We start from the raw sequence: 24287 nt of genomic DNA, 5'->3' as shown, positions 1-24287 counted from the left end.
CGGCCGCTCACTCCCCCGGCTCGGTGTGCATCATCGGCACGGACCCGCCCGAGCACTCCTCGAAGGCCTTCTTGGTCTTCGGGTCCTCCGGGTCACCACCGGGCATGGCCAGCCCCGGGTTCGCCGGATCCGGGTCGGGCACGTCGATGCCGTGGTCGCGGAAGCACTGGGCGGTCTGCCGCATCCGGTCCAGCTCTTCGGCGGTCGGCGGCTTCACCTCGCCGCCGTTGGGCAGCAGGTGGCGGCACGCGTTGTGCGCCTTCTCCATCTTCGGGGCCTCGTCGGGTCCCGCGGCTTCCATGACCATCCTGCCGTCCACCGGGTCCGGCATGTCCACGCCGTTGTCCCGCATGCAGCGTGCGAAGGCCAGCTGCTCGTCGTGGGTGAACTCGTCGTCCGCCTCGGCCGGGGCTTGGCTGTTCCCCGTGTTCGTGCCGTCGAGGCTGGCCACGCCGTCCCCGCCGGGGTCCTCACCCCCGCAGGCGGCCAGCGACAGCGCCGCCACCACGAGCACCAGTCCGTACCTGAACCTCATGCCGTCTCCTCACTGGTAACCGTGGACGGATTTCTACGGATCCGGCGGTCTGCGCCCGTTAAGCGAAGTCGCTTATCTCCCGCTTATCCCCCCTTGGCGGAAACTGTGCGGACGAAGAGAACAGGGAGGCCTGGGTGCGGGTGCTCGTCGTCGAGGACGAACGGCTGCTGGCGGACACCGTCGCCGAGGGACTGCGCAGGCTGTCCATGGCGGTGGACGTCTGCTACGACGGCGCGCAGGCGCTGGAGCGGATCGGGGTGCACGCCTACGACGTGGTGGTCCTCGACCGCGACCTGCCGGTGGTGCACGGCGACGACGTGTGCCGCGCGGTGCTGGGCAGCGGCGGGGTGGCGCGGGTGCTGATGCTGACCGCGGCGGCCGAGGTGGAGGACCGGGTCACCGGGCTCGGCCTCGGTGCCGACGACTACCTGACCAAGCCGTTCGCCTTCGCCGAACTCGTGGCCAGGGTGCAGGCGCTGTCGCGGCGGGCCCGTCCGGCGCTGCCCCCGGTGCTCGAAGGCGGTGGCGTGGTGCTGGACCTCCCGCGCCACCAGGCCGCCAGGGACGGCCGATTCCTGCCGTTGTCACCGAAGGAGTTCGCCGTGCTGGAAGTGCTGATGCGGGCTGAGGGCGCGGTGGTCAGCGCCGAGGAGCTGCTGGAGAAGGCGTGGGACGAGCACGCCGACCCGTTCACCAACGCCGTCCGGGTGGCGGTGATGACCCTGCGCCGCAAGCTCGGGGTGCCCGGGCTGATCGAGACGGTGCCCGGCGCCGGTTACCGGTTCGGCTCGTGAGCGGCCTGCGGCTGTCCGTCCGGACCAAGCTGACCGCGTTGTACGGCGGGTTGTTCCTGGTCACCGGCATCATCCTGCTGCTGATCAACTACCTGCTGGTCAGCGCCACGCTGCCGGCCACGCAACAGTTCGCCAGCGCCGCGGTGGCCGCCCGCATGCCCACGGGCCCCACCGACACGGTGGTGACCCAGGCAGGCCCCGCGGTCGAGCTGGTCAGCACCTCGCTGGCCGAGTACCGCACCTCGACGCTGGCCACCCTGCTGCTGCAGTCGGGCATCGCGCTGGTGATCGCCGTCGGCCTGGCCGTGCTGCTGGGCTGGCTGACCGCGAGCCGGGTGCTGCGGCCGGTGCACGAGGTCACTTCGGCCGCACGCAGGCTGGGCGCGGAGAACCTGGACCGCCGGATCAACCTCGACGGCCCGTCCGACGAACTGAAGGAACTGGCCGACACCTTCGACCGCATGCTCGACCGGCTCGCGGGCTCGTTCGACAGCCAGCGCCGGTTCGTCGCCAACGCCTCGCACGAGCTGCGCACCCCGCTCGCGGTGCAGCGCACGCTGATCGAGGTGGCGCTGGCCGATCCGGAGGTCACCCCGCAGGTGCGGCGGCTCGGGCAGCACCTGCTGCACACCAACGAGCGCAGCGAGCGGATGATCGAAGGCCTGCTCACGCTGGCCCGCAGCGATCGGGGGCTGCCGAGCCGGGTGCCGGTTCAGCTCGGCGAGGTCGCGGCGAACGTGGTGCGCGCGCTCGGCCCGCAGGCCGGGGAACACGAGGTCACGGTCACCATCGAGGACGCGGAGCGGACCGTCGCCGGTGATCCCGTGCTGCTGGAACGCCTGGTCACGAACCTGGTGGAGAACGCCGTGCGCTACAACCGGCCCGGCGGCGCGGTCCACCTGCGCATCGGCCGGAACCCCGCGCTGACCGTGCAGAACACCGGCCCGGTGATCCGCGCCGACGCCATCCCCGCGTTGTTCGAGCCGTTCCGGCGACTCGACCACGACCGCACCAGCGGCGCGTCGGGCGCCGGACTGGGCCTGTCCATCGTGCGTTCGGTCGCCCAGGCGCACGACGGGAGCGTCTACGCCCAGCCCGCCGAATCCGGCGGACTCGTGGTGGGGGTCTGGTTACCGGAATCGAGATGACCCATCACTCCGCGTGTCGGCGAGCGGGGATCGCCGGACTTCGGCAAGATCTCCACCGGCAATGTCGAACGGATGGCACAAGCATCGGCGCGCCTACCACGTCAAGCCGACGCGCCGAAGTAGCCTGGACACCCACACGAGTGAGCCTCGTGCGGTACAGGGTTCAGCGATTTCGGCCACGGTTTGACGGAGTGGAGAGCAGCGGGGAGGCGAGGAAGGTGCGAGCGCTGAGGGTGGTCGGGCTGCACGAGGACGGCCGGTCCATCGTGTGCGAAGACACGGCCCGTGGTGAGCGCTTCCTGCTGCCCGCCGACGAACGCCTGCGGGCCGCTGCCCGCGGTGACATCACGCGGCTGGGGCAGATCGAAATCGAGCTGGAGAGCCAGATGCGTCCACGTGAGATCCAGGCCCGGATCCGGGCCGGGGAATCCGTCGAGCAGGTCGCCACCAGCGGGGGCATCCCCGTGGCGCGGGTGGAGCGGTTCGCCTACCCGGTGCTGCTGGAGCGCTCGCGCACGGCGGAGATGGCCCAGGCCGCGCACCCGGTCCGCGAGGACGGGCCCGACGTGCAGACGCTCGGTGAGGTGGTCGCCTACGCCTTCGGGGTGTTCGGCCAGGACTACACCGGCGCCAGCTGGGACTCGTGGAAGGGCGAGGACGGCAAGTGGGTGGTGTGCCTGAACTGGCAGACCGGCCGCTCGGACAACCGCGCGCACTGGTGCTTCGCGCCGGGTGCGCACGGTGGCACCGTCTCCGCGCTGGACGAGAACGCCCAGGCGCTGATGGACCCGAACGCCTACCGGTCGCTGCGCGCGGTCGACGCGCTCGGCAGGCCGTCCGCGCCCGCGCCGGTGGAGGAAGAGCAGCCCGCGCTGGACGTCGAAGCGGAAAAGGTGGCCGAAACCCCGGTCGCGGAAGTGCCCGAGGTCGCCGGTGAGACGGCCGCGGTCGCCGCCGGTGACGGCGGGCTGCCGCTGCCCGGGGTCGAGGAGCAGGTCGAATCCGCCAAGGCGACGCCACGCCCGCCCAAGAAGAAGGGCAGGCCGGCCGTACCCGCCTGGGAGGACGTCCTGCTCGGAGTCCGCTCCTCGCGGGGTTGACTTGACCGAACCCGAGAACGGTGACGAACCGCTCGACCCGGCCGAGGAAGAAGGTCCGGTCGGGGGCGGGTACACCGGCGGCGTGCGCGAGCTGATCGACCCAGCCGAACCGGACGACGAGTCAAACGACCGTTGATGCACGAATGTGGCTTTCGGGACGAAAACGTCCCGAAAAGCCACATTCGTGACACCGGCCTAACCGAACACGACCGCCAGGACGCCGATCCACGAGAACGCGAGTCCCCCGGCGGCGCCCAGCACCACCCACCGCACGATCGGCAGCTTCCGGCCCAGCCACAGCGAAGGCGCCAGGCCCGCCGAGACCAGTACCGCCGCGACGAAGGCCAGCAAGCCGCTCGTCTCCGCGGCCAGCGTCCGCGCCAGCGCGAGCATCGCGACGAAGACCACCACCGCGACGAAAGCGGCGACCGTCAGCCCGGTGGCCCACGGCGTCGGCTCCGGCGGGCGCGGCTCGCGGACTAGCGCTTCCGGAGGAGGGATCACCGAGCCCGCATCGGTCACCGGGTCGACGTAGTAGACCGGCGTGCCCATCACCTCGGCCACCCTCCCGGCGAGCTGGCGACCGCGCTGCGACACCACCGCAGCGGCCTCGCGGTCGGGGCTGGAGCGGCGGACGGCGGCGGCGACCCTGGCCCACTCGTGCAGCGCGTCGGCGAGGTCGGCGCCGAGCGCCACCTGGTGCGGGTCGACCTCCTCGCCCAGCACCGCGCGCTCACCACGGACCCGCAACTCCACGCGCCGGCCTCCTGATCTTCGTCCGTCCCGCCCCAAACCTACCGAGCGCCACCGAGTTCGTAGAACGCGACGGCGGCGGCGGTGGCCACGTTGAGCGAGTCGACGCCCTCGGCCATCGGGATCCGGACCGCCAGATCGGCCGCGGCCAGTGCTTCCTCGGTCAGCCCCGGCCCCTCGGAACCGACCAGCACGGCCACCCGCTCTAGCGCCGGAGCACGCAGCTCACGCAGGTCCACCGAGCCAGGACGCGGGGTCAGCGCGGCCACGCGGAAGCCGTTCTCCCGCAGCAGCCCCAGGCCGTCCGGCCACGGCTCCAGCCGTGCGAACGGCACCCGCAGCACGTTGCCCATGGACACCCGCACGCTGCGGCGGTACAGCGGATCGGCGCACCCCGGCCCGATCAGCACGCCGTCGATGCCGAGCGCCGCCGCGTTGCGGAAGATCGAGCCCAGGTTCTCGTGGTCGCCGACGCCTTCGAGCACCGCCAGTTTCCGCGCCCGCGCGACGAGTTCACGCGCATCCGGCTGCGGTGCCCGGTCCGCGACGGCGAGCACCCCGCGGTTGAGGTGGAACCCGACCACGTCGGCCATCGTTTCCGCCGGTGTGACGTACGCGGGGACCTCGGCGGGCGCCAGCTCGTCGGTCAACTCCTCGATCCGCCGCTGAACACCGAGCAACGCCCGTACCGGGTAAGCGGATTCGAGCAGCCGGCGCACCACCACCGTGCCCTCGGCGATCACGAAACCGCGGCCACCGGGGCGATCCGGCCGCCGATCCGCGGTCGAAAGGTTTCGAAAGTCGTCCAACCGGGGATCTGCCGGGTCATGGATGTGAATGGTGTGCGCCACCCGGCGAGTCTGCCATCCGCTCGTCCCACCCCGAGGTGGGCCGAACGACCACGGCGGTCTAGTGCAAACGGATGATTATCGCGGATAGTTAAGGAAAGGTAACTCACAGCACCGCTTTGGGCCTAGCTCATCTGCAGGGGCTGTGCAACGGTTGTCCGCCGGGCTGGCAAACCACCACAGGACTCGGGCGGCCTCGGCCGGAAAGAACAGGGATGGGCATGGGCAAGGACGTGTCAGCGGACCCGTTCAACCCCCGCGACCGCGGGCGCTACCGGCGCAAAGTCCAGCGCTGCTTGGACACCCTCGCGCGAATGCTCTCGGACGGGAGTTTTTCCTTCCCCCGCAAGCACATCGGGCTCGAGGTCGAACTGAACCTGGTGGACGGCAAGATGCGCCCGGCGATGACCAACGCCGCGGTGCTCGAAGCGCTGGACGACCCGTCGTTCACCACCGAACTGGGCCAGCACAACATCGAACTCAACGTGCCGCCCCGGCCGCTGGCCGGGGATTCCGCGCTGGAACTGGAAGACGAGCTCCGGTCGTACCTCACCAGGGCCGGCGCCAAGGCCCGCGAGAAGCACTCGCACCTGGCGGCGATCGGCATCCTGCCGACGCTGACGCACGACCACTTCGACGAGAAGTGGCTCACGCCGAACGCGCGCTATTCCTTGCTGAACGACCAGATCTTCGCCGCGCGCGGCGAGCAGACCGTGCTGTCGATGGAGGGCACCGCGCTGCCGGGGCAGCAGGCCGAGCGACTGCGCAGTTACGCGGAGTCGATCCTGCCCGAGGCCGCGTGCACCTCGGTCCAGTTGCACCTGCAGGTTTCGCCGGAGGAGTTCGCCCCGCACTGGAACGCCGCGCAGTGCCTGGCGGGCGTGCAGGTCGCGCTCGGCGCGAACTCGCCGTTCCTGCTGGGCAAGGCGCTCTGGCACGAAACGCGGATCCCGCTGTTCCTGCAGGCCACCGATACGCGGCCGGAGGAGCTGAAGAACCAGGGCGTGCGACCGCGGGTGTGGTTCGGCGAGCGGTGGATCACCTCGATCTTCGACCTGTTCGAGGAGAACGTCCGCTACTTCCCCGGGCTGCTGCCGGAAACGGATGCCGAGGATCCGGTTGAGGCGCTGGAATCCGGGCAGGCGCCGAAGCTGAGCGAACTGCGCCTGCACAACGGCACGGTCTGGCGCTGGAACCGGCCAGTCTACGACGTGGTCGACGGAAAACCGCACCTGCGCGTGGAAAACCGGGTGCTGCCCGCCGGGCCGACGGTGCTCGACACAATGGCGAACGCGGCGTTCTTCTACGGCGCCCAGCGCGCACTGGCCGAAGCCGACCGCCCGGTCTGGACCCAGATGTCCTTCCAGGCAGCCGAAGAGAACCTGTACGCGGGCGCCAGGAGCGGGCTCGACGCCCAGCTGTACTGGCCGGGCATCGGCTGGATCCCGCCGGACGAACTGGTGCTGCGCATCCTGCTCCCGCTCGCGCACGAGGGGTTGCGGCAGTCGGAAGTGTCCGATGTGGCCAGAGAGCGGTACCTCGGCGTCATCGAGCAGCGCTGCCTGACGCGGCGCACCGGCGCCCGCTGGCAACGCGAACACGTGCAGCGCGCCGAGGAACGCGGAGCCGACCGGGACACCGCACTGGCCAGCATGCTCGCGCGCTACCTCGACCTGGCGCAGACCGAAGAGCCGGTGCACGCCTGGCCCGGTGACTAGGCGCTGTCCTGCATGTCTGGTCGATGGGCTTCGTGATCCAGGTGATTCCTGGCGGCCCCTCGGTCGACTGAGCCCACTTCGATTGCTATGAGTGGGGCATTACTTGCATTCCAAGACAGCGCGCAGCTCCGTTGAGGGTGGCGGCGGGCGACGGGAGGGCGCAAGTAATGCCCCACTCATAGCATTGGCCGCCTGGGCGCGGAGAGCGCGACCGTGGCGTGCAGGACAGCGACTAGCGCCGACCGGCGGGCCGCCGGGATAGAATGGGCCGCTTCCCGGGAGGTCGGATGCCCAAGATCATCGGTGGCTCGCTGAACGCCCACCGCGAGCAGGTGCGTGCCCGGGTGTTCACCGCCCTGCGCAACCAGCTCTACGAGCGCGGCTTCGACGCGATCACGCTGGCCGGGGTGGCTGCCGAGGCGGAGCTGGGCCGCACCGCCATGTACAACCACTTCCCGGACAAGGAGAGCCTGCTCGTCGCCTTCGTCGAGGAGGAGGCCGCGCAGTACGTGCGGCGCCTGGAAGCCGCGGTGGACGCGGCCAGCGACCCGGTGGACCAGCTGGCGGTGTTCGTCCGGCTGCAGTTGCGCGCGCTGTCCGAGTACCACCTGCCCCCCGGCGGCGCGCTGGCCACCACGCTCGGCCCGGCGTCCTACCGGCGCATCGCCGCGCACGCCGACCCGATCACCGGGCGGCTGCGCACCATCCTCACCGACGGCATGGCGGCCGGGCGGCTGCCAGAGGAGGACCCCGACATCCTCATCCCGATGATCACCTCCGCGCTGGCCAGCCGCCAGATCATCGACGTGCCCGCCGAGCAGCTGGACGCCGCGATCGCCGGCGCCGTGCGGTTCATCCTGCGTGCGGTCGGGGTCAAAACCGGCAAATAAGGCTCGCCTTACCGGCCGGAGTGACCTACGCTCTTTCTGACAGGTTGTCAGATCGTCAGGAGGGCGTCCCATGACAGCACCGGTGACCGAGGAACTGGCCCTGCGCCCGTTCTCCGAATCCCTCCGCGGCTCGACCAAGGCCGTGCACGAGCGCGCCCACCACTCCAGCTACATGGACGCTCTGCTCAGCGGGTCGCTCACGCTGGAGGGCTACGGCCTGCTCGCCGCCCAGTACTTCTTCATCTACCGCGCGCTGGAGCAGGTCACCGACGCCATGGCGGGCGACCCGGTCGGCGGCGACTTCGTCATCGACGAGCTGCGGCGGCTGCCCGCGCTCGAAGCCGACCTGGCGTTCCTGCTGGGCGAGAACTGGACCGACAAGATCGAGCCGGTGCCCGCGACCACCGCCTACGTCAACCGGCTGGGCCGGATGGCCGACTGGCCGGGCGGGTACGTCGCCCACCACTACACCCGCTACCTCGGCGACCTCGCCGGCGGCCAGGTGGTGCGCGCGCTGCTCAAGAAGACCTACGGCGTCACCGGTCCCGGCGCGCTGTTCTACGACTTCGAGAGCGCAGGCAGCCCCAGCGCCTTCCGCAAGCGCTACCGCGCCCTGCTGGACGCGGCACCGTGGGGTGTGGAGGAACGGCGGCGGATCATCGACGAGACACTGCTCGCCTTCGAGCTCAACATCGCCGCGCTCGCCGACCTGGCCGACCTGGCCGGACTCGAGTCGGCCTGATCACACCGCGTTGACCTCCACCTAGCTCGAGGTAGGAGGCTGGGTTTACAGCGGCGGCCCCCCGGGGTACCGCCACCGGAGGCGGTGTCCCAGCGGGCGACCCAGCTCGCCCCGGCCTGGTGAATGGCACTAGGTTTGGCAGCGCCAGTACAACCTGCGTCGATCAAGAAGAAGGAGGGCCGATGGCCCGCTACGAGCTTCCCGACCTCGACTACGACTACGGCGCCCTCGCCCCGCACATCTCCGGCGAGATCAACGAGCTGCACCACAGCAAGCACCACGCGACCTACGTCAAGGGCGCGAACGACACGCTGGACAAGCTCGCGGCCGCCCGTGAAGCCGACGACTTCGGCTCCATCGTCGGGCTCGAGACCACGCTGGCCTTCAACCTGGCCGGGCACGCCAACCACGTGGTGTGGTGGAAGATCCTGTCGCCGGAAGGCGGCGACAAGCCGACCGGCGAGCTGGCCGCCGCCATCGACGAGGCGTTCGGTTCGTTCGACAAGTTCAAGGCGCAGTTCACCGCCGTGTCCACCACGATCCAGGGCAACGGCTGGGGTGCGCTCTCCTGGGACCCGATCGGCAAGACGCTGATCACCCAGCAGCTGCGGGACCACCACAACAACCTGATCCTGCCGACCACGCCGATCCTGCTGGTCGACGTCTGGGAACACGCGTTCTACCTGGACTACAAGAACGTGAAGCCGGACTACGTCAAGGCGCTGTGGAACATCTTCAACTGGGCCGAGATCAGCAAGCGGTTCGACAACGCCGTCGCCGGTGGCAACGGCCTGCTGCTTTCCTGAACGAAGGTCCGCCGAACGGGGCTCTCCTGCCGGAGGGCCCCGTTTTTCGTCGGCAGCCGAGCGTGCTAGTCCATTGTGGACAGTGGATCGCACTGACTGACGGGCACCCCGGACGTGAACGAGGCCCCGCTCCCGGGGTTCCCGGTCGCGAGGCCTCGTTCGTTCCCGAACTGACTGCCGCTCCCACCACGAAGCGGACGAGTTGAGGTTAGCCTAACCTGATTCGTCCGCGCAAGGGTCAGTTGCTGTTGCCCGGCTTCCAGCCGAGGTAGTTCGCGAAGTAGCCCTGCCTGGCGTGCCCGATCTTGCCGTTCACGCTGGTCGCCCACACGCCACCGCTGCCGTCGGCCAGGCCGACGTGCCCATATGCCGAGATGTTCCAGAAGACGAAGGCGCCGCGCGGCGGGGTGCCGGTGGTGCGGCGGGCGCCGTCGGAGGACCGCCAGTGCGCGATCGCGCTCGCGTGGTGGGTGCTGCGGTTCCAGGCCAGGCGCACGGCGCGCTCGCAGTAGCCCTGGTACGCGGTGCTGCCCTCGCGGTTCTTGAACCAGTTGATCGCGCCGTTGGCGGTCTGCGCGGCCTCGAAGCCGCCGTCGGCCTCCGGGCCGAGCAGCGCGGTCGGGTCGGCGATGTCCGCGGCGGTGATCTCGCTGTACAGGTCGGCGGGCGGAGCCTGGTCGGCCGAGGCCGTCACCGTGCCCGCGGTCCCGGCGAAGGTCAGCGCCGCGGCGAAGACCAGCGCCCGGCCGAACTTGTTGAGCTGCATGTTTCCTCCCAGTGATGAGTTCACCGAGAAGCGTGCCGCCGCCCGCTACGCGTTCGCTAAGCGCGCCGGTCCAGCACGCGCAGCCCGGGGAAGCGCCGCCGCGGCAGGCTCACCCCGCCGCGGCGCACGAGGATCACCGCGCACACCAGCGCGGCGAACGCCGAGATCGCGCCACCGATGATGAACGGCGACCGGCCGCCGAAGGCCTCGGCCATCCAGCCGGTCATCGGCGCGCCGATCGGGTTGCCACCGACCAGCACCAGCACGTACAGCCCCATCACGCGCCCGCGCATCTGCGGGCTGACCGCGGTCTGCACCAGCGCGTTCGCCGTGTTCAGGAAGGTGATGGTGGCGTAGCCGAGCGGGATCAGCGCGATGCCGAAGGCGAAGTAGGTCGGCATGTACCCGGTGACGACCTCCAGCAGGCCGAGCGCGAACGCGGAGAGCAGCAGCACCCGCACGCGCGGGCGCCCGCGTGAGCCCCGCCTGGCCGACATCAGCGCCCCGGTGAAGGTGCCGACGGCGAGCAGCGTGGACAGCAGGCCGTAACCGTCGGCCTCGGTGCCGAACACGTTGGCGGCCACGATCGCCAGCGAGGTGAAGAAGGTGATGCCGAAGGTGCTGACGAAGAACACCAGCACCATCACGGTCATCAGGTCGGACCGCCGCCGCACGTAGTGCAGGCCCTCGCGCAGCTGTCCCTTCGCGCGTTCCACCCGCGGCCCGCGGAAGAGCTTGTCGGGGTTCATCAGCAGCAGTCCGGCGAGCACGGCCAGCGTGCTCACCGCGTTCGCCAGGAACAGCCAGCCGGTGCCCACCCAGACGATCACGAAACCGGCGATCGCGGGCCCGACGATCCGCGCCATGTTGAAGATCGTGGAGTTCAGCGCGACCGCGTTCGCCACGTGCTCGCGGCCGACCATCTCGGCCACGAACGACTGCCGGGTCGGCACCTCCACCGCGGCCACGCAGCCGAGCACGAAGCACAGCACGAACACGTGCCACATCTCGACCACGCCGGTGATGTCCAGGATGCCGAGCACCAGCGCCTGCGTGCCGGCCACGGCCTGCAGGCCGAGCAGCAGCTTGCGCTTGTCCGCGCGGTCGGCGAGCACCCCGGCCCACAGCGAGAGGAACAGGATCGGGGTGAACTGCAGGCCGACCGCGATGCCCAGGGCGACCGGGTCGTTGCCGCTGAGGGTGAACACCAGCCAGTCCTGCGCGATGCGCTGCATCCAGGTGCCGGTGTTGGAGATCACCTGGCCGCTGAAGAACAGCCGGTAGTTGCGGACCTTGAGCGAGCTGAACGTGCCGGACCGGCGTGGGGCGGTCGCGGGAAGGGGTACCGCTTCCCGGGTAGCTGTCGTCGCGGGAGTGGACTCGGCTTCGCTACCCAGGTTCCTCGGCACCGCTGTTAGTTCCCCGCCATCCTGTCGATGATCTCGGCGGCGTGGGAGAGCACTTGGCGCTCCTCGCCGCTCAGTTCCGCCAACTGCGCGTCCAGCCAGGCCTCCCGCACGGAGATGGTCTGGCGGATGTAGGCCAGCCCGGTCTCCGACAGCTCCACGATGGCCTGCCTGCCATCGGTGGGGTGCGGCCGCCGTTCGACGTGCCCCAGCTCCTCGAGCGCCGCGATCACCCTGGTCATCGACGGGGGCTGCACGCCCTCCTTGGCCGCCAGCTGCCCCGGGGTCAGCGCCCCGCACTTGTGCAGCGTGGACAGCGCCGAGATCTGGGTGAGCGAGATCGTCTCGGTCGCGCTCTGCGCCCGGAGCCGCCGGTTCAACCGGACGACGGACAGGCGCAGGCGGCTCGCGAGCGACCGATCCTGCACACTGTCGGGCATATAGTTAGCATACCTCACGATCGCCGGGCGGCGTAGCTCAGCCCAGCACCGCCCGGATCGGACCGAGCGCGAAGTAGATCACGAACGCGACCGCGACCACCCACATCAGCGGGTGCACCCGGCGGGCCCGGCCGGTGGCGAGCTGGATCAGCACGTAGCTGACGAACCCGGCACCGATGCCGTTGGCGATCGAGTAGGTGAACGGCATCACCACGATGGTCAGGAACGCGGGCAGGGCGATGGAGAAGTCGCCGAAGTCGATCTCGGTGACCTGCCGGATCATCAGCGCGCCGACGATCACCAGCGCGGGCGCGGCGGCCTCCACCGGCACCACCTCGTACAGCGGGGTGAAGAACATGGCGACCAGGAAGAGCAGTCCGGTGACCACGTTCGCCAGCCCGGTCCGCGCGCCCTCGGCGATGCCCGACGCCGACTCCACGAAGACCGTGTTGGAGCTGGACGAGGCCGCTCCCCCGGCGATGGCCGCGGCGCTGTCCACGAACAGCGCCTTGCCCACACCCGGCAACTGGCCGTCCTTGTCGATCACGCCGGCTTCCTTGCCCAGCCCGGTCATCGTGCCGATGGTGTCGAAGAAGTCGGTGAGCACCAGGGTGAACACCAGCAGCGCGGCGGAGATCGCCGGGATCTGCACCCACGCGTCGAAGTTGAACTCGCCGACCAGCGACAGGTCCGGCACGCCGAGCACGTTGTCCGGCAGGCCCGGGTAACCGAGGTTCCAGCCGCGCGGGTTGGTGCCCTGCGACGGCCCGGCGTCGACGATGGCCTCCAGCGCGATGGAGACCACGGTCGCGGTCAGCACGCCGATCAGGATCGCGCCGCGCACCTTCTTGGCCACCAGGATGCCGGTGAACACCAGGCCGAACACGAAGACCGCGGTGGGCCAAGAAGCGATGGAGCCGTCGATGCCGAGCCCGACCGGCACGGTGGTCTTCGCCGCGTCCGGCACCCGCCGCACGAACCCGGCGTCGACCAGGCCGATCAGGCAGATGAACAAGCCGATGCCGACGGCGATGGCGGCCTTGAGCGGCGCGGGCACCGCGTTGAACACCATCGTCCGCACCCCGGTGACCACCAGCAGCAGCACCACGAGGCCGTTGACCACCACCAGGCCCATCGCGGCCTGCCAGCTCATCTGCGGCGCGATGGTGACCGCGACCAGCGAGTTCACCCCGAGGCCGGTGGCGATGGCGAACGGGTAGTTCGCCACCAGTCCGAAGAGGATGGTCATCACCCCGGCGACCAGCGCGGTCACCGCCGCGACCTGCCCGACCGGGAGGATGGCGCCGAAGGCGTCCTTGTGCGCGCCGGCGTCGTCGGCGGAGAAACTGCCGAGGATCAGCGGATTCAGCACCACGATGTAGGCCATCGTGACGAACGTGACCACGCCGCCGCGGACCTCGCGGCCCGGCGTGGAGCCGCGTTCACTGATCTTGAAGAAGCCGTCGATCTTGCCCGCCCGTCGCCCGCCGCCACCCTCAACGGAGCGCTCCGCGCCAGTATCGCTTCTCATCCCGGGTTTCCCTGCCTCCGCTGTGATGCCGACGCCGGGTACCCTGCCTGACGTGGCCGAATCGATCAATTCCGGCGGGGTAAAGAGCGGGTTTCAGCACACTCCGGAGCTACCGGAGCGCTGGATCGCGCTCTGGCCCGTGGTGGTCGCCGGCACCGGGTTGTGGTCGCTGGCCTTCGTGGTGCTGCTCGTGGTGAAACTGGTCAACGGCACAAGCTCGGACGTGTGGCTGTGGACCTGCGCGGCCGGCGTCGGCCTCGGCTTCATCGGCCTCGGCATCATGACCTGGCAACGCGCCGCCTTCCGCCGCGGCTCCAAATCCGCCCAACGCGCCGCCTGACCCCACAGCCGACCCCCACGTTCGCGCAACCGACCCCCACGTTCCCGCAGCCGAACCCCACGTTCCCGCAGCCGAGTCCCACGTTCAGGTAGCCGAGTTCCACACTCGGGCAGCCGAGTCCCACACTCAGCCAGCCGAGTCCCACCCTCAGGCGCCCGCGCCAGCCAAGTCCCGAGGCGAAGCCCCATGGGACACAAATGTGGCTTTCGGGGCGGATTCGGCCCCCAAAGCCACATTCGTGTCCCGCCGGATGCAGCGAACGCGGGGTTCATCTGCACGAGTGTGGAACTCGGCTGCACGAACGTGGGGTTCGGGTGTTTGGGTGTGGGGCTCGGTGAGGGTCAGGCGTGCAGGCTTTCGGCGGTGGGTTCGTCCAGGAAGGCGGTGATGGTGTGCCGGTCGTCCCAGCGGTCCATCGCCCAGGCGAGCGCTCGTGCCAGGCCCTCCGAGGTGTCGGCCGCGTGCAGGCCGCCGTCGAACCACCATGGCACGGCCACCGAGGCGCCGCCGTGGGCCACGGTCAGCTCCTCGTGCATGTGCACCCCGCCCTCGGGTAGCTCCAGCCCGAGCAGGTCGGCGACCACCACCACGGCGGCCAGTTCCCGCCACGGGATCAGCTCGCCTTCACTGTCCACCCGCACCTCGGCGACCTTCTCCGCGGCGAGCGGCAGGTCGAGCAGGTCGGCCAGCCGCGCCGCCCGCTCGGCCCCCGGTAGCGCGGCGACCACCCGCGACGCGGGCAGCACCCCGAGCGGCCACGGCGTGTCGAGCACGACGGCGTCCTCGGCGTCGCACACCGAACCGTCCAGCGCCCGCACTCGCGAAGGCACGTAGTCGTCCGCGAATTCGGCGTCCGCCAAGACCGTGTGCGCCCGCGCCGCCAAGCCCGGGGAGACCTCGCGCGAGGCGTCCGCGAGCCGGTCCATCAGCTCGGCGACGTCGTCGGCGTCGGTGATGGCCAGGGTCGTGCGCACCCCGGCGGCGAGCAGCACCTCGTCCGGCAGGTCCACGTCCGGCACCGGGTCGTAGAGCCCGGCGAGCGTGGTCGCGGACGGCATCCGCCATTCCGCGGGCGCGCGCCCGGCCAGTTCGGCGTGCACGGCGAGCCACCGCGCGGTCCGGCTGTCCGGCCGGGCCAGCACGCGCCAGGTGTTCGGCCGCGCGGCGAGCAGGCGCAGCGCGTCCGGCCAGCGGTCGTCGGCGACCAGGTCGAGGTCGCGGACCTCCGGCTCGTCCTCGTCGTCCTGCAGCACGAAGGTGTCCAGCACGCCCGCACCGGTGAGCACATCGGCGGGCCAGTCCTCGGCGAAGTCGGCGTCGAGCACGTCCAGCGGGGCGTCCTCGCCGATCGCGTCGGCGTCGAAGATCTTCAGCAACGGCGAACTCGGCAACACCAGTTCCTCGGCCCGGCGCCAGCCGTGCTCGGCGGGCAGCACGAGCGAACCCAGCCAGTCGACCGGTGCCTCGTAGGCCAGTCGCAGCACGGCCCCGGCCAGCGGCACCACGTCCGAGCCCTCGGCACCCCGCTCGACGGCGTCCCGCAGGGCGGGCGACTCCAGCAGGTCGCGGGCTTCGGCTTGCTTGGCACCCAACCGCTCCAGCAGCGGGTGCGCGGCGTCGGGGTGCACCAGCCGCAGGCCGCCGATACCGGCCTCGGCGAGCAGTTCGAGCAGGTCGTCGGCGGCACCGAAGAGCAGTGAACCGCGTGGACCGGGCAGCGTGCGGCCGTCGACCAGCGGCACCGGCAGCCCGCCGAGCTCCTCTGCGGACACCGTGTGCGCTTCGAGCAGCGGCAGCAGCTGGTCGTACAGCTCGCGCCACCACGACGGTTCGCGTGCGATGCCGGTGATCTGCTCGATCACCTGCGCGAGGGAGATCGGCTCCACCCCGACCGGCGCGAGGGCGCGCTGCACCTTCGGTCCGGACAGCGAGATCAACCCCGGCACGACTTCGGCCAGCATCTTCACCAGCTTCGGCGACTCGGCGGAGAGCACGCGCGCCCGGCCGCCGGTCAGGTCGTCGCCCTCGGCCGCCGGGAGCCAGGCGTCCTCACGCAGCCGCGTGGTGATCAGCTCCCGCAGCGTCGTGTCCACTTCGGACAGGGGGAAGGTGGCGGCCGGCACCAGCGCGGGCCGGTACTCCGCGTGCATCTTCCGCACCAGTCCCGGGTACGCGGCCGCGGCGGCCACCAGCGCCGGTCGCACGCCCGGCCCCGGCAGCACCCGGCGCCGCGACGGCTCGATCGGGATCGCCGCGATCAGGCGCGCGGGCAGGGACAACCGCTCGTCGGTGGGCGTCGGCGCGTGCAGCACGCTCGACTCCAGCGGGATCGGCTCGCCCGAAGCGAGCACCTGCACCGCCCAGACGCAGTCGATGTCCAGCGAGCCGTGCGTCAGCCAGCGGCGGGTCCTGCCGTCGGGCGCGGTGATCACCAGCGCCCCGGCGACCTCGGAACGCAGCCACACCCGGCCGTCGAGTTCCACGCGGTTCAGCCACGGCAGGGCGAGCAGCAGGTCCTCGGCGGCGGAGTCCAGCTCCGCCAGCAGCGCCGGACCGTCCACATCGGACCGCAAGGGCAGTCGGACCTCGGTGTCGAAACCCGAGGGCAGCGGCGGCTCGTCCGGCTCGGTGGGCCACGGCAGCCGCAGCACCGGCACCTCGCCCTCACGACCGGCTTCGGCACGCGTCTGCGCGGCGGAAAACCGGATCCCGCCCGGCCTGGAGACCACGCGCGGTTCGTCGGTCACGGTCAGCACGGCGGCGAAGCCGACACCGAACTGCCCGACCAGGCCCGCGCCCTTCGACGACGCCCGCAGCGAAGCCAGCGAGGCGACGCCGGGCGCGTCCAGCGGCGCACCGGTGTTGGCCACCCGCAGCTCACCGTCCACAAGGGACACCCGGAGCGTGCCGGGCCTGCCGCCCAGCTTGGCGGCGTCGGCGGCGTTCTGCGCCAGTTCGACGAACAGGCGGTCCCGATAACCACCGACGCGCAGGTCGCGCTCGGTGTTCGTGTCCTCGGTGAACCTCGTCGGCGAATCTCGCCAGGCGGTCAGTACGGGGGTGCGGATGCTCTCGGTGCCGAAGGGGTCACTCGGACTTGTCACTCGCGAGATTCTCTTCCTCCGCCGGAGTCGTGTCCAGCATGGAGTCGTCGTAGACCAGTTCGGCCACCGGCACCGACGAGGTCACCTCGACGCGGATCTCCGAATGCGCGCCGCAGCCGTACTCCACGTCGACCACGTGCCCGTCCGCCGGGGAGATGTCGTTGGCGCAGGCACCGAACCCGGCTCGCAGCGAACCGGCGAGCGGCAGGAAGAACCCGCAGGTGCCGCAGGACCCCGGCGCACTGCGCGCCATGTCCGAGCGGGGGCCGAACTCACCGCTGTGCCAGCGGGTGGCGGCGTCCTCGCGGCCGTAGCGCGACAGCACGTGCACGCGGCCGAGCCCGACCTCGAGCGCGACCTCCTCCACCGCCGGGTCGTCGGAAGCCAGGTAACCCGGAGCCAGTCGGGGGTCGTTCTCGTCGGCCGGGAAGATGTCCCCGACACCGAGGTCACCGGCGCGGACGCGGCGTTCCCACGGGATCCACGAGGGCGCGGTCAGCGCCTCCGGCCCTGGTCGCAGCACGACCTCGCTCACCGTCACCGGCTCGCCGGCCCCCGCGGTGGCCACCGTGACCGACCAGCGCCAGCCGCGGTACCCGGGCACGTGTGCCTCGAACAGGTGGGTGATGGACACGGCGTCCTCGCGCTCGACGCCGGCGTGCGCCCCCACCTGCTCGGCCCCTCCGTCCCGCTCGGCGGCCGCGCGAGCCAGCTCGACGGCTTCGACCAGGGACTCCCGCAAGGAACCGTCGTCGAACGTCAGCAGCAGCGTCATGGTGTCCATGATGCCGCACGCGTTCGTGGGAAGCTGGGCAGGTGCGCACTCCAGTTGCTACGGCACTCGCTCTGACGATCGGGCTGACCGGCTGTGCCGCGAACGGCACGGAGGGTCCGGCGACCGAACAGCTGCGCGTGCAGGTGCTCGAAACCCTGCCCCACGACCCCGGCGCCTTCACCCAGGGCCTCGAACTGGACGGCGGCACGCTCTACGAGGGCACCGGCCTGGTCGGCAAGTCCGCGTTGCGCGCGGGTCCGCTCGGGCAGCCGCCGGTCACCGAGATCCCGCTGCCCTCGCCGCTGTTCGGTGAGGGCATCACCGTCACCGGTGACTCGGTCTGGCAGCTCACCTGGCAGAACCAGACCGCCATCGAATACGACAAGGCCACGCTGACCGAGCGGCGCCGGGTGTCCTACGAAGGCGAGGGCTGGGGCATCTGCCAGCAGGCCTCCGGGCGGCTGGTGATGAGCGACGGCTCGGCCGAGCTGACCTTCCGCGATCCGGCGACCTTCGCCGAAACGGGTTCGGTGGGCGTCCAGCGGGATAAGCTCAACGAACTGGAGTGCGTGGGCGACTCGGTGTACGCGAACGTCTGGCAGACCGACGAGATCCTCCGGATCGGTCCGGACGGTGCGATCACCGGGCACATCGACGCCTCCGGCCTGCTCAGCGCGCCGGAAGCGGGGGGTGCGGACGTGCTCAACGGCATCGCCGCCGTGCCGGGTACGGACGAGTTCCTGCTCACCGGCAAGCTGTGGCCGAAGATGTTCCGGGTGAAGTTCGTTCCCACCGCGCCTTGACCCGGCGAAGGCGACCGGTGGTACGGCAAGATTGCAGGTGTGATGCGTTTCGGTTCGTCCTCGCGGTCGGGAAAGGGTCGCGCCGGCAAGAAGGGCAAGCGCAAGTGGACCCCGGAACCCGGTAGCACCACCCGCCACGATCCGCCCCCGCCGCCGCCTTCGCGCGAGCGGCCGCCGACGCGCGTCATGCCAGCCGACCGGTCCGGGGGACCGTCGCCCGCCGAACAGAGCTATCCGCGCACCCGCACACCCGCCTCCGACTACCCGCCGCCGCGCGAGCCCCGCCGGGTGCCGACGGCCGACGAGGCCCCCACTGGCGCCATCCCGACTTCGCCGCCGTCCTACGCGCCGAACCCGGACCACTTCCTGACCCAGCCGGTCCGCCGCGAACGCGAGCGCGAACGGCAGGCACCCCCGCCGCCCCCGCCACCGCGGCAGGGCACCCGGTCGAACCTGCCGCCGGTCCCGCCGCCCCCGCTGAACCGCCCGCGCGGGCACTCCGGTGAGCACGAGCGCTACGACTCCGGCGGCTTCGCGAACGAGCAGCAGCGACGCTCCTTCGAGGAGTCCGAGCACACCGAGGCCGCACACGGGTTCGAAGCACCCGCCGAACCCCCGCGGGGCCGCAGCCTGCCCCGGCTGCCGAAGAAGCTGACGGTCACCAGGGTCGCCGCGCTGCGCAGCCGCCAGCTGACCGGCCAGGCGGTGGACGCCTTCCAGCGCGCGGCCAAGGCCGACGGCGCGGACAAGTCCGGGCTGACCTCGCTGACCTACGCGACCATGCTCAACTACGCCAGCGACGCCGCGATGGCCATCGCGCTGGCGAACACGCTGTTCTTCGCCGCCAGCAGCGGCGAGAGCAAGAGCAAGGTGGCGCTCTACCTGCTGATCACCATCGCGCCGTTCGCGCTGGTCGCGCCGGTGATCGGCCCGGCGCTGGACCGCATCCAGCGCGGGCGGCGCCTCGCCATGTGCGCCACCTCGGCCGGTCAGGCGCTGATGTGCGTGTTCATGGCACTGCACTTCGACGACTGGGGCCTGTACCCGGCGGCGCTGGGCAAGATGGTGCTGTCGAAATCGTTCATGGTGCTGAAGTCCTCGGTGACCCCGCGGGTGCTGCCACCGGAGATCACGCTGTCCAAGACCAACGCCCGGCTGACCGTGTTCGGCCTGGTGGCGGGCGGGGTGTTCGGCGCGATCGCGGCCGGGCTCAACGGCTTGTTCACCTCCGCGGGCGCGTTGTGGTTCACCGCGGCGATCTGCGTGGTCGGGGCGGTGCAGGCGATGCGCATCCCGTCCTGGGTCGAGGTGACCGAGGGCGAGGTCCCCGCCTCGCTCGCCGCGCACCCGCAGAAGAAGAAACGCCAGCCGATGGGCCGGCAGATCGTGGTCGCGTTGTGGGCCAACGGCTCGATCCGGCTGGTCACCGGCTTCCTGTTCCTGTTCGCCGCGTTCGCGGTCAAGGCGCAGACCGAGGGCAGCGGGCAGAGCCCGTTCATGCAGTTGCTGCTGCTCGGCGTGATCGGGGGCGCGGCAGGGGCCGGCGGGTTCCTCGGCAACGCGCTGGGTTCGCGGATGACCTTCGGCAAGCCGGACCAGGTGGTGATGGGCTGCGCGGCCGCGACACTGGCCTCGACCGTGCTCGCCGCGATACTGGCCGGGCTGGCCACCGCGGCGATCGTCGGCCTGGTCGGTGCCACGGCGAGCGCGCTGGCGAAGATCAGCCTCGACGCGGTGATCCAGGCGGACCTGCCGGAGGAGTCGCGGGCGTCGGCGTTCGGGCGGTCGGAGACCGTGCTGCAGCTGGCCTGGTGCTTCGGCGGCGCGATCGGCCTGCTGCTGCCCGCGAGCTACTGGATCGGCTTCCTGGTGATCTCGGTGCTGCTGGCCTTCGGCGTGGTGCAGACGATGCTGGTGCACCGCGGCAGCTCGCTCATCCCCGGTCTCGGCGGCGACCGTCCACTCCGGCCGGACGCCACCACCACCCCGCCGCGCGGCGTGCGCAGCGAGGGACCGGCTCCCTCGCGCGGACCGGCGGGCTCGTAGAGTCCGGGGTATGCGTCGTGTTCTGGCCGTGCTCGCCGGTGGTGCCCTCGCGCTGGCCGGCTGTTCCCCGGTCCCCCGCCCCGAGGTGACCTTCTTCGCCGACGGCAACACCGTGCGGACCGGACCGTTCATCCACTGCGACGAGCGGGTGAGCTCCTGCGAGCAGGACGACGCCGCCGAGGCGCGGTTGAAGGTGCGCCCCGGCAAGCCGGTGCAGATCTCGCTGCCGCGGGAGATCGTGGACACCCCGTGGCTGGTCAACGTCCAGTACCAGGACGCGTCGGGCGCGCTGCAGCCGGTGAAGCAGGAGTTCTTCTCCCCCGGCGAGCAGCACGCCTACACCGCCACGGCGGGCCCCGGCGACCAGCTGGTGGTGGTCGAGATCCAGCAGATCAGCGCGGCCACCGCGATCGACGCCACCGGGGCGGCCATCGAAGACGAGCAGGGCAACCCGCAGCTGGTCGTCCGCGGCATCTGGACGCTCCAGATCGAAGCCGGGGCTTAGGGGTCCAGGTCCCGCGCCACCGCGCGCATGATCTCGGCGACCTGCTTGGTGTGCTTGCGGTCCGGATAGCGGTCGCGCCGCAGGTCCGGCTGCACCTTGAGCTCGAGCAGCTTGATCATGTCCTCGATCAGGCCGTGCAGCTCTTCGGCGGGACGGCGGCGGGCCTCCGCCACCGAAGGCGGCGGGTCGAGCAGCCGGACGGACAACGCCTGCGGACCGCGGCGGCCGTCGGCCACCCCGAACTCCAGCCGCTGACCGGCCTTGAGCGCCGCTACGCCCTGCGGTAGCGCGGCCTTCCGGATGTAGACGTCCGCGCCGCCATCCTGGGTGACGAAACCGAAACCCTTTTCCGCGTCGTACCACTTGACCTTGCCGGTCGGCACTGCCCTCACCCGTTCCTTCACTCACGTGTACCCGTCGCGCAGCCATGCACGACGAACGCGCGCCAGGGGCGTACCCAGACGCGCGTACCTACAAGCGTATCCCCCGCCGTCCGGTGAAGCGAAGCACATACCGGACACACCGCGTCGCGCTCTAATCTGGAGCGCATGGAGAGCGCGCCCCGGACCAAGCCGTTGCTGATGCGAGCCGGGATCGGCCTGTTCGCCGTCGGCATGCTGGCGGTGCTCGCCGTCTTCGTGCTGTTCGCCGCGGGCCTGGAGGACCTGCCGGTCTGGCTGAGCGCGGGCGCGGGCGTCATCACGCCGCTCGGGCTCGGGCTCGGGCTGTGGGCACTGGTCCGCGAGCACCGCAAAGCGGCTAAGCGCGCGGACTGATCCCCGCCAGCCAGGCGGGGAACTCCGCCAGGCTCTCGAACACCACTTCCGCCCCGGCTTCGAGCAGCTCGGCGCGGCTGCAGGGCCCCGTGGTCACCCCGACCGGCACGGCTCCGGCGGCCAGCGCGCCGTTGATGTCCCCGAGGTGGTCGCCGACGTAGACCTCGGCGCCGTGCTCGGTGAGCGCGGCGGCCTTCCCGGTCGACCACAGCTCGCCGACCAGCACGTCGACCTCGAAGCCGAGCGCCTTGATGTGCCGCGCGGCGTTGGGCGCGAACTTGCCGGTGACCACCACCGTGCGCCCGCCCGCGCGGTGCACCGCGTCCAGCGCCGCGTGGGCGCCGGGCAGCGCCACCGTGCTGGGGACGACCAGCTCGGGGTAGATCTCGCGGAAGCGGTCGACCAGTTCGGGAATGCGCTCCTCGGGTGCCTCGAAGCCGCGGAGCACGGCGTCCAGCGGCGGGCCGAGGTTGGCGGCGAAGTGCTCGCCGTCCAGCGGCAGGCCGGATTCCTCGGCGAGCGCGTCGAGCGCCGCGACCATGCCGGGCCGCGGGTCGATCAAGGTCATGTCGAGGTCGAACCCCACGGTGATCCCCACGCCTGCACGGTAGCCGATTTGACAGTCCTGTGGACGACGTCAACGGCCTTGACATATGCGGGCACTGTGTCAAGCTGAGGATGTGTCCGAGGTCACGTCCTTCACCCAGCGCGCCAAGGCCTCCCTGCGCGAAGAACTGCTCCTCGCGACGACGACGTTGCTGGTGGAGAAGGGCTACGCGGCGCTGCGGATGGTCGATGTGGCCACGCGGGTCGGGGTGAGCAGGCAGACGGTCTACAACGAGTTCGGCACCAAGGCCGCGCTCGTGGAGGCGGTCGCGCTGCGCACCACCGCGGAACTGCTCAACGGCATCCACCAGCGGTTCGACGCGGAGCCGGACCTGCTCGACGGCGTGCGCGCGGCCACCGTGTTCACCATCGAGCACGCGCGGGAGAACCCGCTGGTCGCCGCCGCACTCGGCGCCGGCCCGGCGGAGGACCTGCTGCCGCTGCTGACCACCCGGGCGGAACCCGTGCTCCGCGCCGCGGCCGACGCGGCAGCCGAGCACTACCGCTCGCGCGCGCCGTGGCTCGACGACGAGCAGGTCGACCTGCTCGCCGAAACCGTGGTCCGGCTCAACCTGAGCCACCTCGTGCTGCCGACGCACTCCCCCGCCGAGGCGGCGGACCAGGTGTGCGCGGTGATCGCCCCGGCGATCGAGAAGTACTCCTCGTCCACAGCGCTCACACCGGAGTGAGAGGTTTTCTATGACCACCACGGAACTGCGCAGCGGCTTCAGCTCCCTGCGGCGGGGCGGCCTCAACTGGGACTCGTTCCCGCTGCGCCTGTTCGTCAAGGGCAACGCCAAGTTCTGGAACCCCGCCGACATCGACTTCAGCCAGGACGCCGCCGACTGGCGCACCCTGTCCGACGACGAACGCCGCTCGGCGACGTACCTGTGCGCCCAGTTCATCGCCGGTGAGGAGGCGGTGACCGAGGACATCCAGCCCTTCATGAAGGCGATGGCGTCGACCGGCCGCTTCGGCGACGAGATGTACCTGAGCCAGTTCTGCTTCGAGGAGGCCAAGCACACCGAGGTGTTCCGCCGCTGGATGGACGCCGTCGGCCTGACCGAAGACCTGCACCCGTACGTGGCGGAAAACCCGTTCTACCGCAAGCTTTTCTACGAAGAGCTGCCGCAGTCGCTCGGCGTGCTGGCCTCGGACCCCAGCCCGGTCAACCAGGTGCGCGCGAGCGTCACCTACAACCACGTCGTCGAAGGCAGCCTCGCGCTGACCGGGTACTACGCCTGGCAGAAGGTGTGCACCTCGCGGAACATCCTGCCGGGCATGCAGGAACTGGTCCGCCGGATCGGCGATGACGAACGACGGCACATGGCCTGGGGCACCTTCACCTGCCGCCGCCACGTAGCCGCGGACGATTCGCTGTGGGAGGTCGTGCAACAGCGGATGGGTGAACTGCTGCCGCTCGCGCTGGGCATGATCGAATGGGTGAACGACCAGTTCGAAGAGCCGCGGCCCTTCGACAACGATCCGCAGGAATTCATCTCGTACGCCGCCGACCGCGCACAACGACGGCTGGGCGCCATCGAATCCGCACGGGGCACCCCGGTCGAACAGATCGACCTGGACTACACCCCCGAGATCCTGGAAGAAACCTTCGGCGAAGAAGACGCCAAAGCCTTCGCCGAAGCCCTCGCCTAGCCCCTCCCCGGGACACGAATGTGGCTTTGGGGGCCGATTACGCCCCCAAAGCCACATTCGTGACACCACCCACGTCCCACCCCTCACATTCGCGCCTCGCCCCCCCTTCATGCCGTGAATGTGGCTTTCACGGCACATTCCGCCGTGAAAGCCACATTCACGGCACCCAACCACCTCCCGGGGACACCAACCGCCACCC

At 70.8% G+C, this 24287-nt stretch carries 26 protein-coding genes; 15 read left to right on the top strand and 11 right to left on the bottom strand.

What is annotated here, in order from left to right:
• Positions 1 to 7 precede the first annotated feature (7 nt).
• Positions 8 to 535 carry a hypothetical protein gene (locus tag L3Q67_RS14600; RefSeq protein ID WP_499190008.1) on the bottom strand — a complete coding sequence of 176 codons (528 nt, stop codon included), beginning with the start codon at positions 533 to 535 and terminating at the stop codon, positions 8 to 10.
• 134 nt (positions 536 to 669) lie between these two features.
• Between L3Q67_RS14600 and L3Q67_RS14595 the strand changes: the two genes are divergently transcribed.
• The 4 genes from L3Q67_RS14595 to L3Q67_RS14580 all read left to right on the top strand — a co-directional run bounded on the left by L3Q67_RS14595 (position 670) and on the right by L3Q67_RS14580 (position 3713).
• Positions 670 to 1329: a response regulator transcription factor gene (locus tag L3Q67_RS14595; RefSeq protein ID WP_499190007.1), complete on the top strand. Its 660-nt coding sequence runs from the start codon at positions 670 to 672 to the stop codon at positions 1327 to 1329.
• Positions 1326 to 2477 carry a sensor histidine kinase gene (locus L3Q67_RS14590; protein WP_499190006.1) on the top strand — a complete coding sequence of 384 codons (1152 nt, stop codon included), beginning with the start codon at positions 1326 to 1328 and terminating at the stop codon, positions 2475 to 2477. The genes L3Q67_RS14595 and L3Q67_RS14590 overlap by 4 nt, the downstream gene beginning before the upstream one ends.
• A gap of 218 nt (positions 2478 to 2695) precedes the next feature.
• Positions 2696 to 3577 (top strand): DUF3071 domain-containing protein, encoded by an 882-nt coding sequence (gene sepH, locus L3Q67_RS14585; protein WP_499190005.1) that lies wholly within the window; start codon positions 2696 to 2698, stop codon positions 3575 to 3577.
• Position 3578: 1 nt separating this feature from the next.
• Positions 3579 to 3713 (top strand): hypothetical protein, encoded by a 135-nt coding sequence (locus tag L3Q67_RS14580; protein WP_499190004.1) that lies wholly within the window; start codon positions 3579 to 3581, stop codon positions 3711 to 3713.
• Positions 3714 to 3772: 59 nt separating this feature from the next.
• Here L3Q67_RS14580 and L3Q67_RS14575 read toward each other — a convergent pair whose 3' ends face one another.
• Both L3Q67_RS14575 and L3Q67_RS14570 read right to left on the bottom strand, forming a co-directional pair.
• Positions 3773 to 4333 (bottom strand): DUF2537 domain-containing protein, encoded by a 561-nt coding sequence (locus tag L3Q67_RS14575; RefSeq protein ID WP_499190003.1) that lies wholly within the window; start codon positions 4331 to 4333, stop codon positions 3773 to 3775.
• Positions 4334 to 4371: 38 nt separating this feature from the next.
• The gene (locus tag L3Q67_RS14570; RefSeq protein ID WP_499190002.1) at positions 4372 to 5181 is read right to left on the bottom strand and encodes a TrmH family RNA methyltransferase; all 810 of its coding nucleotides are present in this window, start codon (positions 5179 to 5181) and stop codon (positions 4372 to 4374) included.
• Between the two features lie 218 nt (positions 5182 to 5399).
• On the opposite strand from L3Q67_RS14570, the gene L3Q67_RS14565 reads away from it, so the two are divergent.
• From L3Q67_RS14565 to L3Q67_RS14550, 4 genes are all read left to right on the top strand, one after another.
• Complete coding sequence (locus L3Q67_RS14565; RefSeq protein WP_499190001.1) at positions 5400 to 6896, top strand: glutamate--cysteine ligase family protein; 1497 nt, start codon at positions 5400 to 5402, stop codon at positions 6894 to 6896.
• Between the two features lie 287 nt (positions 6897 to 7183).
• Positions 7184 to 7786, top strand: coding sequence for a TetR/AcrR family transcriptional regulator (locus L3Q67_RS14560; RefSeq protein WP_499190000.1), 603 nt, complete (start codon positions 7184 to 7186; stop codon positions 7784 to 7786).
• Between the two features lie 70 nt (positions 7787 to 7856).
• Positions 7857 to 8528, top strand: a complete 672-nt coding sequence (locus L3Q67_RS14555; RefSeq protein WP_499189999.1) for a biliverdin-producing heme oxygenase — start codon at positions 7857 to 7859, stop codon at positions 8526 to 8528.
• Between the two features lie 182 nt (positions 8529 to 8710).
• Positions 8711 to 9334 carry a superoxide dismutase gene (locus L3Q67_RS14550; protein ID WP_499189998.1) on the top strand — a complete coding sequence of 208 codons (624 nt, stop codon included), beginning with the start codon at positions 8711 to 8713 and terminating at the stop codon, positions 9332 to 9334.
• A 238-nt stretch (positions 9335 to 9572) separates the two neighbouring features.
• Here the strand turns inward: L3Q67_RS14550 and L3Q67_RS14545 are convergent, their stop codons facing one another.
• The 4 genes from L3Q67_RS14545 to L3Q67_RS14530 all read right to left on the bottom strand — a co-directional run bounded on the left by L3Q67_RS14545 (position 9573) and on the right by L3Q67_RS14530 (position 13477).
• Positions 9573 to 10100 carry a hypothetical protein gene (locus L3Q67_RS14545; protein ID WP_499189997.1) on the bottom strand — a complete coding sequence of 176 codons (528 nt, stop codon included), beginning with the start codon at positions 10098 to 10100 and terminating at the stop codon, positions 9573 to 9575.
• Between the two features lie 56 nt (positions 10101 to 10156).
• Entirely contained in the window at positions 10157 to 11377 is a 1221-nt protein-coding gene (locus L3Q67_RS14540; protein WP_499191536.1) for an MFS transporter, read from the bottom strand.
• A gap of 137 nt (positions 11378 to 11514) precedes the next feature.
• The gene (locus L3Q67_RS14535; RefSeq protein ID WP_499189996.1) at positions 11515 to 11946 is read right to left on the bottom strand and encodes a MarR family winged helix-turn-helix transcriptional regulator; all 432 of its coding nucleotides are present in this window, start codon (positions 11944 to 11946) and stop codon (positions 11515 to 11517) included.
• 37 nt (positions 11947 to 11983) lie between these two features.
• Positions 11984 to 13477, bottom strand: coding sequence for an NCS2 family permease (locus tag L3Q67_RS14530; protein ID WP_499189995.1), 1494 nt, complete (start codon positions 13475 to 13477; stop codon positions 11984 to 11986).
• Positions 13478 to 13529: 52 nt separating this feature from the next.
• On the opposite strand from L3Q67_RS14530, the gene L3Q67_RS14525 reads away from it, so the two are divergent.
• Complete coding sequence (locus L3Q67_RS14525; protein WP_499189994.1) at positions 13530 to 13817, top strand: DUF2530 domain-containing protein; 288 nt, start codon at positions 13530 to 13532, stop codon at positions 13815 to 13817.
• Between the two features lie 341 nt (positions 13818 to 14158).
• Here the strand turns inward: L3Q67_RS14525 and L3Q67_RS14520 are convergent, their stop codons facing one another.
• Together L3Q67_RS14520 and L3Q67_RS14515 are read right to left on the bottom strand one after the other, a co-directional pair.
• Entirely contained in the window at positions 14159 to 16921 is a 2763-nt protein-coding gene (locus L3Q67_RS14520; RefSeq protein WP_499189993.1) for a sacsin N-terminal ATP-binding-like domain-containing protein, read from the bottom strand.
• Positions 16905 to 17696, bottom strand: a complete 792-nt coding sequence (locus L3Q67_RS14515) for a DUF3027 domain-containing protein (RefSeq protein WP_499189992.1) — start codon at positions 17694 to 17696, stop codon at positions 16905 to 16907. The genes L3Q67_RS14520 and L3Q67_RS14515 overlap by 17 nt, the downstream gene beginning before the upstream one ends.
• Positions 17697 to 17737: 41 nt before the next feature.
• Between L3Q67_RS14515 and L3Q67_RS14510 the strand changes: the two genes are divergently transcribed.
• The 3 genes from L3Q67_RS14510 to L3Q67_RS14500 are packed head-to-tail and all read left to right on the top strand — an operon-like array spanning position 17738 to position 21050.
• On the top strand, positions 17738 to 18499 hold the full coding sequence (locus L3Q67_RS14510) for a glutaminyl-peptide cyclotransferase (protein WP_499189991.1): 762 nt from the start codon (positions 17738 to 17740) through the stop codon (positions 18497 to 18499).
• A gap of 42 nt (positions 18500 to 18541) precedes the next feature.
• Complete coding sequence (locus tag L3Q67_RS14505) at positions 18542 to 20545, top strand: MFS transporter (RefSeq protein WP_499191535.1); 2004 nt, start codon at positions 18542 to 18544, stop codon at positions 20543 to 20545.
• 10 nt (positions 20546 to 20555) lie between these two features.
• On the top strand, positions 20556 to 21050 hold the full coding sequence (locus tag L3Q67_RS14500; protein WP_499189990.1) for a DUF2771 family protein: 495 nt from the start codon (positions 20556 to 20558) through the stop codon (positions 21048 to 21050).
• Here the strand turns inward: L3Q67_RS14500 and L3Q67_RS14495 are convergent.
• Positions 21047 to 21433, bottom strand: a complete 387-nt coding sequence (locus tag L3Q67_RS14495) for a cold-shock protein (RefSeq protein ID WP_395903876.1) — start codon at positions 21431 to 21433, stop codon at positions 21047 to 21049. The two genes, L3Q67_RS14500 and L3Q67_RS14495, sit on opposite strands and share 4 nt — an antisense overlap.
• Before the next feature lie 165 nt (positions 21434 to 21598).
• Between L3Q67_RS14495 and L3Q67_RS14490 the strand changes: the two genes are divergently transcribed.
• Positions 21599 to 21826 (top strand): hypothetical protein, encoded by a 228-nt coding sequence (locus L3Q67_RS14490; protein ID WP_209662793.1) that lies wholly within the window; start codon positions 21599 to 21601, stop codon positions 21824 to 21826.
• Here the strand turns inward: L3Q67_RS14490 and L3Q67_RS14485 are convergent.
• The gene (locus tag L3Q67_RS14485) at positions 21810 to 22424 is read right to left on the bottom strand and encodes an HAD family hydrolase (RefSeq protein ID WP_499189989.1); all 615 of its coding nucleotides are present in this window, start codon (positions 22422 to 22424) and stop codon (positions 21810 to 21812) included. The genes L3Q67_RS14490 and L3Q67_RS14485 overlap by 17 nt on opposite strands.
• An 82-nt stretch (positions 22425 to 22506) precedes the next feature.
• Between L3Q67_RS14485 and L3Q67_RS14480 the strand changes: the two genes are divergently transcribed.
• Both L3Q67_RS14480 and L3Q67_RS14475 read left to right on the top strand, forming a co-directional pair.
• Entirely contained in the window at positions 22507 to 23121 is a 615-nt protein-coding gene (locus L3Q67_RS14480) for a TetR/AcrR family transcriptional regulator (protein ID WP_499189988.1), read from the top strand.
• A 10-nt stretch (positions 23122 to 23131) separates the two neighbouring features.
• Positions 23132 to 24088, top strand: coding sequence for a R2-like ligand-binding oxidase (locus L3Q67_RS14475; protein ID WP_499189987.1), 957 nt, complete (start codon positions 23132 to 23134; stop codon positions 24086 to 24088).
• The last annotated feature ends 199 nt before the right edge of the window (positions 24089 to 24287 follow it).

This window comes from Saccharothrix sp. AJ9571, assembly GCF_021725495.1.
Lineage (GTDB): Bacteria > Actinomycetota > Actinomycetes > Mycobacteriales > Pseudonocardiaceae > Amycolatopsis > Amycolatopsis magusensis.
Note: the sequence above shows the minus strand (reverse complement) of the source record. Positions and strands in the feature narration are given on the sequence as shown.

Excerpts from the sequence above, each read along its gene's own strand:
- L3Q67_RS14600 (WP_499190008.1), bottom strand. The coding sequence starts at position 535 with ATGAGGTTCAGGTACGGACTGGTGCTCGTGGTGGCGGCGCTGTCGCTG.
- L3Q67_RS14565 (WP_499190001.1), top strand. The coding sequence starts at position 5,400 with ATGGGCAAGGACGTGTCAGCGGACCCGTTCAACCCCCGCGACCGCGGG.
- L3Q67_RS14560 (WP_499190000.1), top strand. The coding sequence starts at position 7,184 with ATGCCCAAGATCATCGGTGGCTCGCTGAACGCCCACCGCGAGCAGGTG.
- L3Q67_RS14555 (WP_499189999.1), top strand. The coding sequence starts at position 7,857 with ATGACAGCACCGGTGACCGAGGAACTGGCCCTGCGCCCGTTCTCCGAA.
- L3Q67_RS14550 (WP_499189998.1), top strand. The coding sequence starts at position 8,711 with ATGGCCCGCTACGAGCTTCCCGACCTCGACTACGACTACGGCGCCCTC.
- L3Q67_RS14545 (WP_499189997.1), bottom strand. The coding sequence starts at position 10,100 with ATGCAGCTCAACAAGTTCGGCCGGGCGCTGGTCTTCGCCGCGGCGCTG.
- L3Q67_RS14535 (WP_499189996.1), bottom strand. The coding sequence starts at position 11,946 with ATGCCCGACAGTGTGCAGGATCGGTCGCTCGCGAGCCGCCTGCGCCTG.
- L3Q67_RS14530 (WP_499189995.1), bottom strand. The coding sequence starts at position 13,477 with ATGAGAAGCGATACTGGCGCGGAGCGCTCCGTTGAGGGTGGCGGCGGG.
- L3Q67_RS14515 (WP_499189992.1), bottom strand. The coding sequence starts at position 17,696 with ATGACGCTGCTGCTGACGTTCGACGACGGTTCCTTGCGGGAGTCCCTG.
- L3Q67_RS14505 (WP_499191535.1), top strand. The coding sequence starts at position 18,542 with ATGCGTTTCGGTTCGTCCTCGCGGTCGGGAAAGGGTCGCGCCGGCAAG.
- L3Q67_RS14500 (WP_499189990.1), top strand. The coding sequence starts at position 20,556 with ATGCGTCGTGTTCTGGCCGTGCTCGCCGGTGGTGCCCTCGCGCTGGCC.
- L3Q67_RS14490 (WP_209662793.1), top strand. The coding sequence starts at position 21,599 with ATGGAGAGCGCGCCCCGGACCAAGCCGTTGCTGATGCGAGCCGGGATC.
- L3Q67_RS14475 (WP_499189987.1), top strand. The coding sequence starts at position 23,132 with ATGACCACCACGGAACTGCGCAGCGGCTTCAGCTCCCTGCGGCGGGGC.